The 17559-nt window shown below is 64.2% G+C and carries 10 protein-coding genes; 5 read left to right on the plus strand and 5 right to left on the minus strand.

What is annotated here, in order from left to right:
- Nucleotides 1-3213: a carbamoyl-phosphate synthase large subunit gene (gene carB / locus IRI77_RS10240; protein WP_194451974.1), complete on the plus strand. Its 3213-nt coding sequence runs from the start codon at nt 1-3 to the stop codon at nt 3211-3213.
- A 193-nt stretch (nt 3214-3406) separates the two neighbouring features.
- The gene (locus IRI77_RS10245) at nt 3407-4600 is read left to right on the plus strand and encodes an outer membrane protein assembly factor BamB family protein (RefSeq protein WP_194451975.1); all 1194 of its coding nucleotides are present in this window, start codon (nt 3407-3409) and stop codon (nt 4598-4600) included.
- Here the strand turns inward: IRI77_RS10245 and IRI77_RS10250 are convergent, their stop codons facing one another.
- A complete protein-coding gene (locus tag IRI77_RS10250; RefSeq protein ID WP_194451976.1) occupies nt 4601-5446 on the minus strand; it encodes a phosphatase PAP2 family protein in 846 nt (281 codons plus the stop codon).
- A gap of 40 nt (nt 5447-5486) precedes the next feature.
- Here IRI77_RS10250 and IRI77_RS10255 point away from each other — a divergent pair, with 40 nt between their 5' ends.
- Together IRI77_RS10255 and IRI77_RS10260 are read left to right on the plus strand one after the other, a co-directional pair.
- Complete coding sequence (locus IRI77_RS10255) at nt 5487-6824, plus strand: Gfo/Idh/MocA family protein (protein ID WP_194451977.1); 1338 nt, start codon at nt 5487-5489, stop codon at nt 6822-6824.
- A gap of 12 nt (nt 6825-6836) precedes the next feature.
- Complete coding sequence (locus IRI77_RS10260) at nt 6837-8093, plus strand: Gfo/Idh/MocA family protein (RefSeq protein WP_194451978.1); 1257 nt, start codon at nt 6837-6839, stop codon at nt 8091-8093.
- Nucleotides 8094-8101: 8 nt separating this feature from the next.
- On the opposite strand, the gene IRI77_RS10265 is transcribed toward IRI77_RS10260, so the two are convergent.
- From IRI77_RS10265 to IRI77_RS10280, 4 genes are all read right to left on the minus strand, one after another.
- Nucleotides 8102-9430, minus strand: a complete 1329-nt coding sequence (locus tag IRI77_RS10265; RefSeq protein ID WP_194451979.1) for a hypothetical protein — start codon at nt 9428-9430, stop codon at nt 8102-8104.
- A 24-nt stretch (nt 9431-9454) separates the two neighbouring features.
- A complete protein-coding gene (gene larE, locus IRI77_RS10270) occupies nt 9455-10312 on the minus strand; it encodes an ATP-dependent sacrificial sulfur transferase LarE (protein ID WP_194451980.1) in 858 nt (285 codons plus the stop codon).
- 137 nt (nt 10313-10449) lie between these two features.
- Nucleotides 10450-11370 (minus strand): hypothetical protein, encoded by a 921-nt coding sequence (locus IRI77_RS10275; protein ID WP_194451981.1) that lies wholly within the window; start codon nt 11368-11370, stop codon nt 10450-10452.
- A gap of 2042 nt (nt 11371-13412) precedes the next feature.
- The gene (locus tag IRI77_RS10280; protein ID WP_194451982.1) at nt 13413-14225 is read right to left on the minus strand and encodes a hypothetical protein; all 813 of its coding nucleotides are present in this window, start codon (nt 14223-14225) and stop codon (nt 13413-13415) included.
- A gap of 548 nt (nt 14226-14773) precedes the next feature.
- Here IRI77_RS10280 and IRI77_RS10285 point away from each other — a divergent pair.
- The gene (locus tag IRI77_RS10285; protein WP_194451983.1) at nt 14774-17551 is read left to right on the plus strand and encodes a Kelch repeat-containing protein; all 2778 of its coding nucleotides are present in this window, start codon (nt 14774-14776) and stop codon (nt 17549-17551) included.
- Nucleotides 17552-17559 lie beyond the last annotated feature (8 nt).

Here is a 17559-nt window from a genome sequence, read left to right on the forward strand (position 1 = left end):
ATGCCGCGCAGAAACGACATTCATCGCATCCTGATCGTCGGCAGCGGCCCCATCGTCATCGGGCAGGCCTGCGAGTTCGACTACTCCGGCACACAGGCCTGCAAAGCCCTGCGCGCCGACGGCTACGAAGTCGTCCTCATCAACTCGAACCCGGCGACGATCATGACGGACCCCGACCTGGCCGACCGCACTTACGTCGAGCCGCTCACCGTCGAATACGCCGAGGAAGTCATCCGCAAAGAACGGCCGGACGCCCTGCTGTCCACCGTGGGCGGCCAGACCGGCCTCAACCTTGCCGTGGATCTCGCCGAGCGCGGCGTCCTCGACAAATATGGCGTGGAGCTCATCGGCGCCAAGATCGATTCCATCAAGAAGGCCGAAGACCGGCTCCTGTTCAAGGACGCCATGCGCAAGATCGGCCTCGAGACCCCGCAATCGCGCCTGCTGCGCAGCGTGGAAGACGGGCTCGAATTCGCCAACAAAATCGGCTATCCGATGATCCTTCGCCCCAGCTTCACGCTGGGCGGCACCGGCGGCGGCATCGCCTACAACCGCGAAGACCTGCTCAACATCCTGGAACGCGGCCTCGATCTTTCGCCCGTCCACGAAGTGCTGGCCGAAGAGAGCGTACTCGGCTGGAAGGAGTACGAGCTCGAGGTGATGCGCGACCAGGCCGATAATGCCATCATCGTCTGCTCCATTGAGAACTTCGATCCGATGGGCGTCCATACGGGCGACTCCATCACCATCGCTCCGGCCCAAACGCTGACTGACCGCGAGTATCAGATGATGCGCGACGGCGCGCTGGCCTGCCTGCGCGAAATCGGCGTTGACACCGGCGGCTCCAACGTCCAGTTCGCCATCGACCCCAACTCGGGCCGCATGGTGATCGTGGAAATGAACCCGCGCGTGTCGCGCAGCTCTGCCCTCGCGTCCAAGGCCACCGGCTTCCCGATCGCCAAGATCGCCGCCAAACTGGCCGTCGGCTACCGCCTGGACGAGATCAAGAACGACATCACGCGCAAGACGCCGGCCTGCTTCGAACCCACCATCGACTATGTGGTGGTGAAGATCCCGCGCTGGCAGTTCGAGAAGTTCCCCGGCGCTGAGTCCGTCCTCACCACGCAGATGAAGTCCGTCGGCGAAGTGATGGCCATCGGCCGCACGTTCCGGCAGGCTCTCAACAAGGGCATCCGCGGCCTGGAGACCGGCAAGTCTTCCTCGGCGACGGTGTATGACGACGATCTGATCGAGAACCGCCTCATCACCCCGAATCCTGACCGGCTGGGCTACATCCGCTACGCCTTCGAGAAGGGCCTGACCGTGGAAGAGGTCTTCGAAATGACGAAGATCGATCCGTGGTTCCTGAAGCAGATCCGCGACGGCATCCTGTATGAACAGGAGCTCGACGGCAAGGCGCTGGGCGACATCACGGCTCTGGAATTCCGCCGCGCCAAGCGTGACGGGCTCTCCGACAACCGCCTGGCCCGCCTGACTTCGGCCGATCCGCTGGCCGTGCGCGCCCGCCGCAAGGAACTCGGCGTCAAAGCCGTGTTCAATCGCGTCGACACCTGCGCCGCCGAGTTCGAGAGCTTCACGCCCTACCTCTACTCCAGCTACGAGAGCGAGTGCGAGGCCGATCCGGTCGACCGGAAGAAAGTCATGATCCTGGGCAGCGGCCCGAACCGCATCGGCCAGGGCATCGAGTTCGACTACTGCTGCTGCCACGCGAGCTTCGCGCTGCAGGAGTTCGGGGTCGAGTCGATCATGGTGAACTGCAACCCGGAGACCGTCTCGACGGACTACGACACCAGCGACCGCCTCTACTTCGAGCCGCTCACGCTCGAGGAAGTGCTGAACATCTGCGACACCGAGAAGCCTGACGGCGTCATCGTCCAGTTCGGCGGCCAGACGCCGCTCAACCTGGCGCTGCCGCTGAAGCGGGCCGGTGTGCCGATCATTGGCACTGATCCCGAAAACATCGACCTGGCGGAAGACCGCAAGCTGTTCGGCAAGGTGCTGGACGACCTGGGCATCCCTGCCCCGCCCTACGGCACCGCCACCAACATGGACGAAGCGTGCGCCGTGGCGCGCCGCATCGGCTACCCGGTTCTGGTGCGCCCCAGCTATGTGCTGGGCGGCCGCGCCATGGTGATCGCGTACGACGAAGAGACCGTGCGCCGCTACATGCAGGAAGCCACGCTCTTCTCGCCGGACCGTCCGGTGCTGATCGACCGCTTCCTGGAAGACGCCATCGAAGTGGACGTCGACGCACTCTCCGATACCGAGGACGTGCTCATCGGCGGCATCATGGAGCACATCGAGGAAGCCGGTGTACACTCCGGCGACAGCTCCTGTGTGCTGCCTCCGCAGACCATTCCCGAATCCGAACTGGCCACCATCCGCGGCTATACCGAGAAGCTGGCCCGCGCCCTCAAGGTGATCGGCCTGATGAACGTGCAGTACGCCATCAAGGACGGCCAGGTCTTCGTGCTGGAAGTGAACCCGCGCGCCTCGCGCACCGCGCCGTACGTCAGCAAGGCGACCGGCATCCGGCTGCCCAAGATCGCGGTGGGCCTCATGCTGGGCAAGAAGCTGAAGGAGCTCACCCATCTCACCGGCGGCCAGACCACCGGCGTGCTGCCTGTGAAGCAGGTGTGCGTCAAGTCGCCGGTCTTCCCCTTCAATAAGTTCCCGGGCGTGGATCCGGCCCTCGGACCGGAAATGCGCTCCACCGGTGAAGTGATGGGCGTGGGCGAGAACTTCGGCGAAGCCTTCGGCAAAGCCCAGCTCAGCGCCGGCGTCCCGCTGCCTTCGAAGGGCTGCATCTTCTTCAGCGTGAGTGACCGCAACAAGCCCGAGGCCGTGGCCCTGGCCACACGCTTCTCGGAACTCGGCTTCGAACTGGCCGCCACGCGCGCCACCGCCGCCACCTTCAAGGCCGCCGGCCTGAAGGTCAAGACGGTCTTCAAGGTAAACGAAGGCCGCCCCAACGCGGTCGACCTGATGAAGGCCGGCAGCCTGAGCCTGGTCATTTACACGACCACCGGCGCGCACTCCTTCGAGGACGAGCGCGCCATCCGCCGCACCGCCGTCACCTGGCGCGTGCCCTGCATCACCACGATCTCCGGCGCGAAAGCGGCCGTCCAGGCGATTGAGAGCCGGCTGCGCGACCCGCTGCGGGTCTGGAGCCTGCAGGAGATCCACAACTAGTTCCACGAATCATAGCCGCCCGTGTTGACGGGCGGTCGTGTCTGGCGCCGCGCTCGCGGCGCCTCCCACTTGGCGGAGCCGCGTCCATCGCTCCCCTTCGTTTCTGACCCTATTAGGGCGCCGGCCCGCACCGGCGCCCGTTTTGTTTGATCCCGGGCCCCCTGATGTTTACGCGTTTACAAGTAGCACAACCATGCTGCTCACCCGACGCTCCTTCCTCGCCTCCAGCGCCGCGGTTGCCACCGCCGTGCCCACGCACGCGGCCGCCGGCCTCTATCGCTCCGACCCGGCCCGAACGGGCTGTCCCCTCACTTCGGGACTGCCCCACCTCACCGGAGCCAAATGGTCCTACAAGCTCGGCGGCCGGCAGCACTGCACGCCCGCGCTGGCGGACGGCCTGCTCGTCTCCGGCCTGAACGTCTATCAGAACCTCTATGCGCTGGATGCCGAGACCGGCAAGCCGCGCTGGGAGTTCCGTACCGGCAATGTGGCATCCCCGCCGACCATCGCGAACGGCATGGTCTATGCCGGCAGCGGCGACGTGCGCGAATTGGACCGCGGCCTGTTCCTTGCCATTGATCTTAAGACCGGACAGGAGCGCTGGCGACTCACCACCGGCAGGATTGAGAGCAAGTCACCGCTGGCCGTCGACGATCTGGTCTACCTGGCCAGCGACAACCTCAACCTCTATGCGCTGGATGCACAGTCGGGCCGTGAGGCATGGAAGTTCCACTTCGCCCTGCCCCACTACATGGTGATCGGCCACACGGCGCCGGCCTATGCCGACGGGACCATCTATTTCGGGGGCAGCGGCATGAAACTCGACGGCACCACCACCTACGCGGCCCTGTTTGCGCTGGATGCCCGTACCGGAGCATTGAAGTGGCAGTTCGCGCCGCGCGGCCGCGCCAACGTCCGCAGCGACGACCGGCTGCAGGACATGGTGGCCGTGGCCGGCGGCGTGGTCTACGGCAAATCCGACAACTTCCTATTTGCGGTGGACGCCTCGACGGGCCGCCAACGCTGGATCTTCCGTGCTCCGCGAGCCATCACCGTTCCTGCCGTGACCGCCGGCCGCGCCTACGTGGGCTGCTTCGACGGGACGGTGTATGTCCTCGATTCCGCCAGCGGGGCCATCGTCGACCGGATCCCGCTGGCCGGCTACTGCGACACGGCTCCGGTCATAGCGGGCGACATCGTGTACCTCGCCCTGGGCGCGAACGGCACCCAGCACGAATCCTGGCTGACCGCGATCGACCTTCGCTCGAAGGAGCCGCTGTGGCGCTTCCAGCCCGAGTCGAGCAAGGGTTGGAGCTTTGTTTCGCCGCTGGTCACGGATGGCCGCATCTACGCCGGAGCGTACACGGGCATGTACTGCCTGGCCTGATCAGAGCCGCCGCCAGCCCGCGGTGACGGTCAGAGCCAGCAGAGCCATGAAGAGCCCGGCCACGGTGTCGGCCGCGAAGTGGTACCGGCCATAGACCGTGGCCACGGCGATGAGGGTGGCGAGGATCAGCAGGATCCGTCCGGGCCACGGCTTCTCCGGCAGCAGCTTCATGACGGCAAACGCCGCCGAGAACGCCGCCGCCGAGTGTCCGCTGGGGAACACACTGGTGTGGATGCCGTAACCGCCTACGATCCACAGATTCAGGAGCCGCAGCGACGACATCATGGGCAGATCGGCGGTGGGAAAGACCGAGCGCGGCGGCTCGCTCGGGAACAGCGGGTAGAGCGCGTAGGTCGTCAGCGTGCCGAAGAGCAGGATGCTGTAGGCATCGTCGAGACGCTCGCGCTTGCGGTGATGATAGAAGACCGCCACCAGGTAGACCGGGATGCCATACACCAGCAGGTAAGAGAACTCGAGGATGTTCGGGATCACCGGACCCAGAGATTCCACGGCGCGGCGCAGGCCCCAATCGCCCAAGAGAACTCGGTCCCACTTCACCCAATAGAGCTCGAACGCGCGCGACGTGTGCGGCAGGGCCATCCAGCCGACCTCTCGAAACGCCAGCAGGATGAGCGGCAGCGGATAGAAGTCGCGGACGTGATCGAGCATCACGAAGCCGCGCTGCTTGTTGGCCCAGGCGAACAGGAAAAACCAGAGAATCAGGGACAGATTCAGCGTGACGACCAGGGTGCGGATCTCCGGCGCGATGGGCCGGAACCAGGCCACGCCGATCATGTAGATGAAATAGGCGCTGAAGAACAGCTCGGAACGGCGAAACCTTAGCAAGCCCCCTCCACTGGAGGGACGCTGCAATTAGAATAAGTGCATGGCATCGACAAGACGTCACTTCCTGCAGACTACGGCCCTGACAGCCGGGAGCCTGCCGGCGATTGCTCAAACCGCGGGCAAATCCCCCAATGACAAGATCCAGTTTGCCACGATCGGCATCGGCGGCATGGGTTCCGGCGATACGGAATCGGCGATCGCGACGCCGGGGACGAAGCTTGTCGCTGTCTGCGACCTGTACCAGGGCCGGCTGACGCGCGCGAAGGAAGAGTGGGGCGCGGGCCTGGCGACCACGCGGGACTACCGCGAGATCCTGAACCGGAAGGACATCGACGCGGTGATCATCGGCACGCCGGACCACTGGCATGCCGCCATTGCGATTGCCGCGATGGAGTCCGGCAAGGACGTCTACGTCGAGAAGCCGATGGTCCAGAAGTGGCAGGACGGCCACAAGGTGATCGAGGCTTCGCGCAAGACCAACCGCATTCTCCAGGTGGGCAGCCAGCGCGTATCCAGCGCGGTCTACCAGAAGGCGCAGGACCTGTTCCGCTCCGGCGCGATCGGCGAGCTGAACATGGTGCAGGCGTGGTGGGACCGCAACTCCGCCATGGGCGCCTGGCAGTACTCCATTCCGCTGGACGCCTCGCCAACCACCGTGGATTGGGACCGGTTCCTCGGCTCCGCGCCAAAGCGGCCTTTTGACGCCACGCGGTTCTTCCGCTGGCGCAACTACCAGGACTACGGCACCGGCGTGGCTGGCGACCTTTTCGTGCACCTGTTCTCGGGCATGCACTTCGTGACCGGCGCGATTGGCCCGAACCGCGTCTTCGGCTCTGGCGGACTGCGCTTCTGGAAAGACGGCCGCGACGTGCCCGACATCCTGCTGGGCCTGTACGACTACGAGAAGACGGCGGCGCATCCGGCCTTCAATCTCCAGCTTCGAGTGAACTTCGTGAACGGTGCGGGCGAGAGCTCGGGCTTCACGTTCACGGGCAGCGAGGGCGTCATGACGATCGGCAACGGCGTCACGCTCTCGAAGCTGCCGCCTGAGACGGATCCGGGCACGTCGGCCGGCAACTTCGACTCCGCCACGCAGAAGCTGATCCAGGAGGAGTACCGGCGCAAGTATCCGCAGCAGAACCAGACGGCCGACTCCATGCGGCCCATCGAGGACGAGCGCTGGCTGCCGCCGCGCGGTTACAACGACCACCTGGACCACCACGCCAACTTCTTCAACGCCGTGCGCACGCGCAAGCCGGTGGTGGAAGACGCCACGTTCGGCCTGCGGGCGGCGGGTCCGGCGCTGCTGTCGAATATGAGCTTCTATTCCGGCAAGACCGTGGCCTGGGATCCGACGACGATGCAGGTGAAGGGGTAGGGAGTCACCACCATGGCATACGCTGCAAACGACAACATTCAGATTGCCCTGATCGGCTCCGGCGGCATGGGCCAGGGCGACATCAAGGATGCGCTGCTGAACCCGGGCGTCAAGATCGTGGCCGCGGCCGACATCTACGACGGCCGGCGGAAGCGGATGGAAGAGGCCTACCCGGGCATCTTCACGACACGCGACTACCGAGAAGTACTGGCCCGCAAGGATGTGGACGCCGTGGTCATCGCCACCCCGGACCACTGGCACGCCACCATCTCCATCGACGCCCTGAACGCAGGCAAGGACGTCTATTGCGAGAAGCCCATGATCCAGAAGATCGACGAGGGCAAGCGCGTGATTGAGGCCCACCAGAAGTCGGGCCGCATCTTCCAGGTGGGGTCGCAGTACGCCTCGGCGCTGAGCTTCCAGAAGATCCGCGAACTGCTGGAGCAGGGCGCCATCGGTGAGCTGAACATGGTGGAAGCCTGGCTCGACCGCAACACCGCGATGGGCGCCTGGCAGTACTCGATTCCACCCGACGCCTCGCCGTCGAACGTCGACTGGGACCGCTTCCTGGGCAACGCGTCGAAGCGCCCGTTCGAACCGATCCGCCTGTTCCGCTGGCGCAACTACACGGACTACGGCACGGCCGTGGCCGGCGACCTGTATGTCCACCTGCTGACGGGGCTGCACACGGCGACGCGGTCGTTGGGCCCGAAGCGGATCTACTCCACCGGCGGCCTCCGCTATTGGAAGGACGGCCGCGATACGCCGGATACGCAACTCGGCATCATCGAGTACCCGAAGACCGAGACGCATCCCGAGTTCACCTTCAGCATGAAGGTCAACTTCAAGAGCTCGAAAGCCCAGGAGGACTTCGGCTTCAAGTTCATCGGCAGCGCCGGGACCATCACCACCGATGTAAGGACCGTGACAGTCGCGCGGCAGCCGCGCGAGAAGGAGCCGGGCGTCAGCATCGATACCTTCTCGAAGTCAGGGCGCGAGCAGTACATGGCGGAGTACCGCAAGAAGTACCCGGCGGAGAAGGTGACCGCGGTGAACATGGGCTCGAATGGCGAGGCCCGCTATGTCTCCGAGATCGACGCCCACCGGCAGCACATGGCCAATTTCATTGAGGCCGTGAGGACGCGCAAGGCGCACTTCGAGGACTCGACATTCGGCTTCCGGGCGGCCGGTCCGGCCCTGCTCTGCAACACCAGCTACTACGAGAAGCGGATCTGCACCTGGGATCCGCAGACAATGACGGCCGGCTGAGGTTGGCCCTAGTTCAGGGCGCTGTGGTTGTGCGTGGTCCGGTAGAGGATCTCCAGTGCGGAGCGAAGGCCTCTTCTCGCCAGGAAGACATGGCGGAAGGTGTCGAGTTCCCCACTGCGATGGCCCAGGTAATGGAGCGCGTGCAAGGCGCCCAGGTATTCGCACCAGCCCTCGGGCGCTTTCAACCGCGGGTAGTAGAGCAGCCGCAGCAGGTAGCAGTCGAACAAGAGCAGGAACTCCAGTTCCAGGGTGGCCATCGCGTCCACATAGAACGGGGCTGAGGCCCGGGTGAAGGCTACGCCCTGCAGGAGCGAGTACTCCAATAGGGCGTGGGCCGCGACGCGCTCGTAGAAGAGCGGGCGGCCGATGCGCAGGACGCCGGCGGTCATCTCCAGCGGCTCGAGGCGGTGGTCGTAGGCGCAGAAGTACCAGCGGGAGAGGCGCGAGCGGAGCAGGTGCTCCAATTGAGAAGCTTGGCGGACGGCCCACTCGCCGGGCGACGGCGGCAGCAGGTAGTTGAGCGCGTACTGCGCCATCCAATCGGCCGAATCGAAGCAGAGGGCGAAGTCGGGTAACTGAAGGCCGAGGGCGAGGCCTTTCAGCTTGGCGATCTCCAGGCCCAGGCCGGCCTCGGTGAGGGAGTGGTGGAAGTCCGGGAAGACGTCGGCGTGGGCGCAGGCGTAGATGAGGGGCAGCGAGGCCTCGTCGGTGGTGGAGCGGCGCAGGAACCAGACCTGGCGGGCACGGTATTCGATGCCGTGCTGGAGGTGGTCGAGCGCGGCGCTGAGGCGGCCGGCCGGGGTCCGGCCCACCTTGCGGGACCAGCGTTTGGCGGAGGCCTTGGAGAAGCCGCGGGCAAAGGGGGTCCGGCCCAGGTTGAGGCCGGCCGCATGGGCGAGGACCTCGAACTCAGTACGGAGCCAGGGGCTTTCCACCAGCATGCGAGGCAGTTCCTTGAAGCCCTGGTTTTCGGCCGGTTTGGGCGCGTCGGAGAGATGCTCGGCGAGTTCGCCGTACTGGCGGGACAGGTGCCATTCGGCGCCTTCGCGCTGCCGGCGGAGTTCGGCGTTCATCTCGACCACGAGGCTGCCGAATTCATTGAGGACCAGCGCCATGGGCTCCGGCGAGGGGTCGTCCACGAGGAGCTTGGTGGCGAGGCGCAGGCCCAGCGAGAGCTTGGCGATCTCCACGGGGAAGACGGCGGCGATGCGCTCTTCCAACTGCTGAGACGTTTCGAGCAGGCCGGCGTCGAAGATGCCGGGAAGTTCTTCCTCTTCCAGGTGCAGTCCGGACGCGAACTCGTTCAGCGTATCCTTGATTTCGTCCAGTTGTTCCAATATCCGAGGCCTCTCTGCCTGGCGTTAGCGCCCGGGCAGCACCTCATTCATGGAACCCTGGCGATAACCGCTGAGGTCGAGGGCGACGTAGGTGAAGCCGAGCCCTTTGAAGATGGCCGTGATGCGGTCGCACATTTCCAAACTGAGGGCCTTCTCCATCTCACTACGAGCAATCTCGATGCGCGCCATCTCGGTGTGATGGCGGACGCGGAACTGGCGGAAGCCGAGGGCTTTGAGTTCCTCTTCGGCCTGTTCGACCTGGCGGATGTTCTCGGGCGTGACGGGCGTGCCGTAGGGAATGCGGGAGCTGAGGCAGGCGGCTGCGGGCCGGTCCCAGGTGGGGAGCCCGGCGAGGCGCGACAGTTCGCGGATTTCGGCCTTGGTGAGACCGGCTTCGACGAGGGGCGCCCTGACGCCATGCTGTTGGGCCGCGCCCTGGCCGGGTCGGTAGTCGCCCAGGTCGTCCTTATTGACTCCGTAGATGATGGCCTTGCCTTCGAACTGGGGGGCGATCTCCTCCATGCGGCGGAAGAGCTCGTCCTTGCAGTGGAAGCAGCGGTCGGGGTTGTTGGCGGAGTAGGCCGGGTTCTCGAATTCGAGGCTCGGGATCATCTCGTGGCGGATGCCGAACTGCTGGGCGAAGGCCACGGCATCGCGCTTGTGGGAGGCGGGAATGGAAGGCGAATCGGCGGTGACGGCGACAGCCGCGTCGCCGAGGGCCTGGCGGGCAGCCCAGGCGAGATAAGCCGAATCGGTGCCGCCGGAATAGGCGACGAGCACGCTGCCGAGGGAGCGCAGGATGCCGAACAGCCGCTCTTCTTTCAACCGCAGCGAGGCCGCGTCGAGCGGGACGGGGGGCGACAGTGTGACAAGTCCGGCCATGCCGTCATTATATCGGCAAGTGGTCTTCCAATCGACAAGTCGAGTGGAATTGAGGGCTTTTGGAGCTGGCGAGCCAGGGGGCTCGCTGCGGACGAGGGCGTCCGCCCTCCTGGCCGTGGGGGCGGCGCCGTGTCGTGTCAGGACGAGTGGATCTGCCTGACAATGGAGCAGTTCTCGGTGATCTCGTCCTTGAATTTGGGGAACATGCCGACGATGGCCGCATCGCCGGGCTTGATGTTCTGGTAGGCGAAGCGGAAGGCGGCTTCGATGTTGTCGCGCGAGCCTCCGGCGCGTCCGGCTCCGAGGAGTTTGAAGGCCAGGCAGGGCTTCGAGATCTTCTTGATGACGTTGGTCATGCGGACGGGGTCCTTCTCGAGAAAGGTCTCGCCCAGGGGCCGTTCGCCGCCGAGCAGGGCGCGCGCCTCTTCCGGCGTGCGGCTGACGCGATAGAGACAGGTCATGTAATAGTCGGTGGGCCAGCCCTTGCTCTCGATCCACTCCACCACTTCGGGATTGTGGGTGGAGACGCCCGCCATGGCGCCGGTGTCCCTGACGCGCTTCACAAAGTCGAGGACCGTGTCCATCTTGCCCTGCCGGAAGGCCTCGTCGGTGCGGTTGCCATGGTGCGCCATGCCGAGGAAGCCCAGCTTGGCGAGAGCGGGGATCATGGTGAAGTCCTTCTGGAGTTCGAAGTCGCTGAGGAGGAAGACCTTCATCTTGGAGCCGCGGGCGCGGATACCTTCGAGGATGGCGATGGTGTCCTTGTGGTAGTGGAGCTGCCAGGTGGTGATGCCGGCCTGTTCGGCGTCGAGGACGGTTTTGATGCGTTGTTCCGGCGTATAGAACTCGCGCATGCACTGGTCGAGGACTCCGTTGAAGTGCGAATAGCCCATGAGCGGGTTGGTGCCGATGATCAAGCGGGAGATCTCGTGTTTTCCCCCGAACATCACCTTGGGCAGCGCCGGCGCGGCAGCGGCGCTCGCCATATTCACAGCTACCGTACCAGCGGCAGCCGCCTGCAGAAAGCCGCGGCGGGTATCCTTCGTCATTTCCGGCATGGTCTACCTCCCGATAATCAGATCCACCAGTCTGATTTATACCGCATTGGGATGGTGATTGCAGGGGGTGTCCGGGTGGGTGGTGGTGAGGAGGGCGGACGGATCCTCGCGGAAAGGGCGGAAGGGGGATGAGCTTGTGGGTGGCGGAGGGCTTGGGGGTCGTGGCGCGGGGGTGATGAGGCTCGAATGGGTTTGTTCCCTCAAAATTTGTGGTGGGTTGCGGGGCGTGGGGGGCCGGGTTCGAGGGAGACGCGTGGGTTAGGGGTCGCGCGGCTGGGTAGATTGGAGCGTTTCGGGGGGTTATCCGCTCCCTGACGGTCGCGGCTCCGTTTGCGGCGCTGTTTGCGGTTTGGGGCGGTTTCGCGGTTGGTGGAGGGATGGATGAGTCTTTGGTGGCCGCGCCGGCTGGCAGGGGCGGGTCGGGGGAAAGTGGGTTTGTTCCCTCAAAATTTGTGGTGGGTTTGGGGGTTGCGGGTTCGGCCGGGCCGGGTTGAGTGCTGGCAGCTAAGAGCTGGGTGAGGTGGTCGAGGCCGACAGGCTTGGAGAGGATGGCGCTTTCGATCCGGCGGAGGCGCATCTGGATCCAGCCGGCGTAGCGATTGAGGGCCTGGATGAAGCCGTGTTGGCGAAGGACCCAGTCGCGGGCGACGTCCTCGTTGCCGCAGCCATATTCAAGACCAGCATTGAAGAGGGCGCGTTCGCGGCTCTCGTGGAGGGTGAGGTGGCCGTGGAGCATGTGCCATTCGTACGTGAGGTCGCGCAGGGTCGGATCGGCCAGGTTTTGCGTGCGGGCCTCGGCGAGGGCTCGGAAGTGGGCCTCGATGCGGGGCGGCATGCGGTGGTCTTCGCTGTAGGCTCCCGTGCGGCGGGCGTTGTCGGAGACTTTGGCTTTGCCCTGGGCGGTTCGCGGGCCGGTGGATTTTTGGGCGTTGGCTCGGTTGGCAGCGAGGCGCTTCTCGGAGATCTGGGTTGGGGGCATGGGTCGGGTGCTTTCCGGGTTTCTGTTCGTGAGTGCGTTGGGTTCAGTGCACCGACTGGATGGGGCGGATGGCCAGCAGGCCGGCTTCCGGCAAGGCGCCAGCGACTGGTTCGGGGCTGTTCATGTGAAATGTCCTCTATACCCATTCTTAAGGGGCGTGGACCAAGGATTTAGGAAGGGAATGTCTGCAATGTGTTGATTGTAGGGGAGAAGAAATTTGTGATTGTTGCGTGATGAACGAAGCTTAACGTGTGGAAATGAGGGAGAAGTCGATGGGGGTGGCGGGTGTGGGGTGATCCACTGTGCGCAGCGGAATCGTGATGGGTGAGCGCGATGAACGGAGATGGCCGCAGTTGGCCTCCGCTCAGTCATCCCTGGCGTATGTTCTCGCCGAAGCTCACCAGCGGAGGGTGACCCGTCCCAGTGGCGCTTGGGGTCAATTGAATCCGTACTTTGAGGCATGCCGCCGGTGGAAGGCGGGGTTATTGAGGTCCGGCAAGCTATTGCATTCTCAGAAGTTGGGGGCTATTGATGAATGTGGCGGGCAGCCGGGCTCCAGGGTGTCTTACGCCAAACGGTCGAGAGGTTGGGTCAGTAAGCCTTTCTTTTTCAGTTGCTTGCGGAAAGGTGCACGCCAGGCTGTCCACGTTCCTGTAGGCGCCCGCCAGTGATGCCTTCGCGTGGGGCATGAATGGGCCCGCCGCGTAACGCCGGTTGAATCTCTCGAAGTGGAACGGAGTGATTGCGCCAAACGAATCGGTGAGCTTCGGCGTTGGCCGGTCGCCGCCTTTCTAAACTCAACCTCCGATCCGTGTGTAGCTGTGTCCATCTGTGGCCCACTAACCGAGTTCCGCAAGCGAGCGCAACCTCTCACCAATCGGAGCGCGAGTTTTAGCCACAGATGAACGCAGATGCACACAGATTGCAGCCAGAAGGAGGGTTGTTGAAAGGGAAAAGGGGACACCCGGTCCGCCTTCCAGGCGAGATCACGGTTAAACTCCCACGCCGTTCGACCATAGAGCGCGCGTGCCGATCGCCATGCGCCGGGGGTCACGCTCCTTGCTCACTCTTTCAAGATGGACGACAGAAGCTCAACGCCTTGCACCGTCAAGAGGAACTTCTCGACTCGCTCATAGGGGGGCTTGCGGAGTTCGTAGTACTGGTGTTCGTCGACAGAGTGGACGGTGATCATGCCCCCCCTCACTTCAATTTCCGCGCTGATCCGCATCGGCGGCGCCCATAGCGTGGAGAATTTTTCGCCGTCAAAGCTGTAGCCTCGGATGCGGACAAACCGGCCATTCGCTCCCGTTAGGTTGCCGTAGGCAAGAAACCAAGCTTCGCCTGCCCGTTGCGACGGAAGTTCCTTCATGAGTAGTTCATGGTGGTCCAGATCGTCGCCAGTCTCGGCCACGCATTGCCAACCCGAAGTGTTCCGCCGGAAGGCCTGCACGATCACCTTCGTATCATAGGATCCGGACCCTCCTCGCAGGAGCAGAAATCCGGTGACGACCACCGGCTCTCCCTGAATTTTTGTCTGGAAAACGTACGGCGCCTGGCTGTACTCGTCGCCCATATGCCTAGGATCGAGTTTGCTCAGTGTCTGCCGGAGCGCTGCCATGTCCTTTTCGTCGTGGTTCAGGCTGTCGACGATATGGCGCACCAGCAGCGCCTTTACCTGCCTCGTCAGCCGATCCCGAAATTCAGGGGTGTAGCGTTTTAGATCGTCATCGCTCTTGACCTGCAACTGATCTTGTAGGGTTCGAAACTGTTCGTTGCTCGATGTTGCCTGCGATGAGACAGGATCTTGAAGTGCCCATCCGGACAGGCAGTAGAGCGACAGCCCGATGACGGCCGCACAGATTTCTCGAAGCCACATGGTCAAATCTCCTTGATCATTACACCGTCGAATCCGGCCTGCTCAGTCAATCTGGCGGGCTGCGGGCGACGACGAACTACGTTGTTGAAGGAAAAGGAATGCTGGCGCACCAGCATAATTGCCAGCGGTTGTTTGTGTAGATGGAGGTTTTGTAAAGAATCCTGCGAGGCTCATGCTCCCAAGGTGGATCGCGAGACACCGGAGAGTCGTGCGAGCTCCCCGTTGTCTCGCCAGGAGGCACCAGCAAGGTACTTGCTGTCGCTGCGACGATTGCCTCGCTGTCCCGCTTCAAACCTGCACATCGTCCACAGGCGATCGCACTCCGTCCGCTGGCGGACTGGCACCAGCTTGGGCGTGGGCGGCTCCTGAGTGTGCGGAATGGTCAGGCGCCCTGGATTGCCTATCGAATGACCGTTCGCCCGCTCTCCGAATTGAGGACGAGGCGAACAGAATCCCGGTTAGAATCTTACGAAGTTTGTACGAATCACGCCGCTGTACCTCTCACCTGCCATCGATGCGCCGGGATTCAGTGAAAGGAATGTGCCATCTTGCCAGTACGCAGACCATCCCCTTCTCACCTTTTGAGTTGTGCTCCGTTTCGACAGGCGCTCGCCCGGATCCGCCGGCGCGCCATCCTGGTTTTCGTCTTCGCGGGCGCGCTCATCCCGCCAGCAGCCGCTGACAACTGGAACTGGCGGGCCACTGCGCTGCTGAAGCAGGCGCGTTCCGGAGCCTGTGCGGTGCGCATGGCGGATGAACGTGTCCTGGTCACCGGAGGCACCGCCGAGGCGGCACTCTCGTCGGTTGAGATCTATCAGTTCGTGCCGGAGGAGCGCTTCGCGGACGCCGCGCCGATGAATGCAGCGCGGTCGAGCCACGGTTGCGCACTCGTCAAGGACGGCCGGATTCTGATTGCCGGCGGCGGGGCGGCCGGTATCGAACTGTACGAGCCTTCCCTCGACACCTGGACCTCGTTCGATTCCACGGTCCTGCGTGCAGAAGGCACCACCGTGACCCCTCTCTCCGATGGCCGGGTGCTGATCCTGGCCGGCAGAGCCAGCGAGGTGGAAGTGTTCGATCCGGACACGTCCACGATCAGCATTCTGCCCACCGCACTGACGCCGCGGCAACGGAGTTCCGTCACCCTTCTCCGGGACGGCCGCCTCCTGATTGCCGGAGGCACCGGCGATGCAGGTACGTTGAATACGGCCGAAATCCTGGATCCGGAAACGGGGGCAGTGACAGCCCTGACGCTGTCCATGCCCCGCGCGGAGCATTCCGCGACCGCCCTGTTCGATGGCCGCGTCCTGCTGGCGGGCGGGACCGATGGAGCGTCGGACTTGAACACTCTCGATATCTGGAGCCCCGAGACGAACACCTTCCAACTTCTGGGGGCGACGCTCAGCGTGGCGCGCCGGAATCATACGGCGCTGTTGTCGGACACAAACGGCTTCGTTCTGATTACCAGCGGCTCGGCGGCCGCACAGCCACTGGGCTCCTCGGAGTTGTTTGACCCTTCCTCGGATTCAGTCCAGCCAGCCGGATCCCTCACCGTCGCCCGCACGGACCTGGCGGGTGTCGTTCTGGCGGACGGGACGATTCTTGCCCTGGGGGGCCGCGACGACAACGGACCGAGCAGTGCCTGCGGCGTGCTGCCCAATCCCTCGTTCCGGCCATCGCAAAGCACCTATCACCCGCTGGAACGCGCCCTCGTCAGCGGATCGACTGGCGTCTCCGCTCTCAACGGCCGCATCAGCTTCGACCTGACCCAGATCGACGCGGGCGGGAAATCGATCGCTTCCAATGCGCGCCTGATCTCGACGTTCGGGACGCTGGTGAACGGCAATCTCCCCAGCACGCCCGTTGTGGACCTTGGGCGTTCCGACATCGGCAGCACGTTTGTCCTGACCCTGCGGGCGACTGTTTCCCCGACCCAGATCATCAGCGTCCAGGTGCGCTTCAACGTCAAGTTGCGCCCCTCCCTGGTGGTGACCGGGCTGACCGGCGCGGTGGTCGCTGGGCAACCGGTTGCCACCCGCGCCACGCTGACTGCCGATGGGGGCAACGTGGCCTTCTCGGGGACGCTCAACCTCACAACCGGCGGTGTCACCCTGTCAAAGAGCATTTCCGCCACTGCCGCCTCCTTCTCGACCGAGAACACGATCTGTTGTCCTCTTGCGGGCAAGGATACGGGAGCCTCCGGAATCGCCTCGCTGAACGCCACGTACGGTGGCAATCTTTTCCTGGAGCCGGCCTCCGCCTCGACCTCGCAGGTGGTGGTGAGCGCTATCCCATCGATGTCGCTCACCTTTGGGGCCATGCGGCTGGCCACGCCGTCCCCGCTCACGCTGAACGTTGCTCCCGCCGGGCCCGATCTCACCGGCCTGAACCTGACCATCGACCCTGCGCTGCGGCCCACAGGAGAGGGCACGGTGAAAGCGGCGAACGGCACCCCCTCTTCGGCCGCTTTGCAGGGCCCCGGCGCTCCCGTGTTCAGCGCCGTGCCGTCGTACCCCCTGTCGGCCGCGGCGTTCAGCTATACGCCCACTATCGCCGACCGGCGCAGTGGATTTGTCTGTTTCGATGCGGCCTATTCCGGAGACGCCCGGTACCGCCCCGTCGCCGGGCTCGCTACGCTGCCGTGCGCGCAGGTCAGTGGCGCTCCTACGGGTCTGCAGGCCGTCTCCCCGCCGGGCACGTTCGTGATGGGAACACCGAGTGCGCTGACTGCGCGCCTGACGTGGCCGAACTCCGTGGGCATCGTCAATCGAAACGTGAACGTGCTGGCAGACGGACGGGCCGCGGGTACCATCCTGCTCACGCCCGATCCGACTGGGTTGGGGGTTGCGCAAGGCACGGCCAACGTTCTGCTCCCGTTCAATACGCGCAACCTGGCGTTCACCTACGACCAAAGCGGGGACCTGTTGTCGTCCCAGGCGTCCGTTGCCGTTGCGATGTCGCCTGTCTCCACGGCGATGACGACGCGGGTGGCGGCCACCGTGAGTAATCCGTTCTCGATCGGATACACGCTGACCGTCAACAATCAGGGCGTGACGATTCCCGGCGGAACTTCGCTGGGGAGCGGCATAGAGCTACGGGAGAACGGTGTGTTGGTGCAGCAGTTGCCTGTGCCCACCATTCCGGCCGGGATCGCGGGTACGATCGTCGATGGAAGCAGCAACACAATCCTGCCGACCAGCATTCTGGTGAACGGGTCGATCACCAACCTGATTCTGCCGCTGGGGCAGCACGCGTTCACCATCCGGTTCCCCGGAAGTGCCTTGTTCCAGGCGTCGGAGGCGCAAGTCACGGTGCGCGTGCAGTAACGGAGATC

Origin of the sequence: Paludibaculum fermentans (genome assembly GCF_015277775.1) — a bacterium.
Taxonomy (GTDB): domain Bacteria; phylum Acidobacteriota; class Terriglobia; order Bryobacterales; family Bryobacteraceae; genus Paludibaculum; species Paludibaculum fermentans.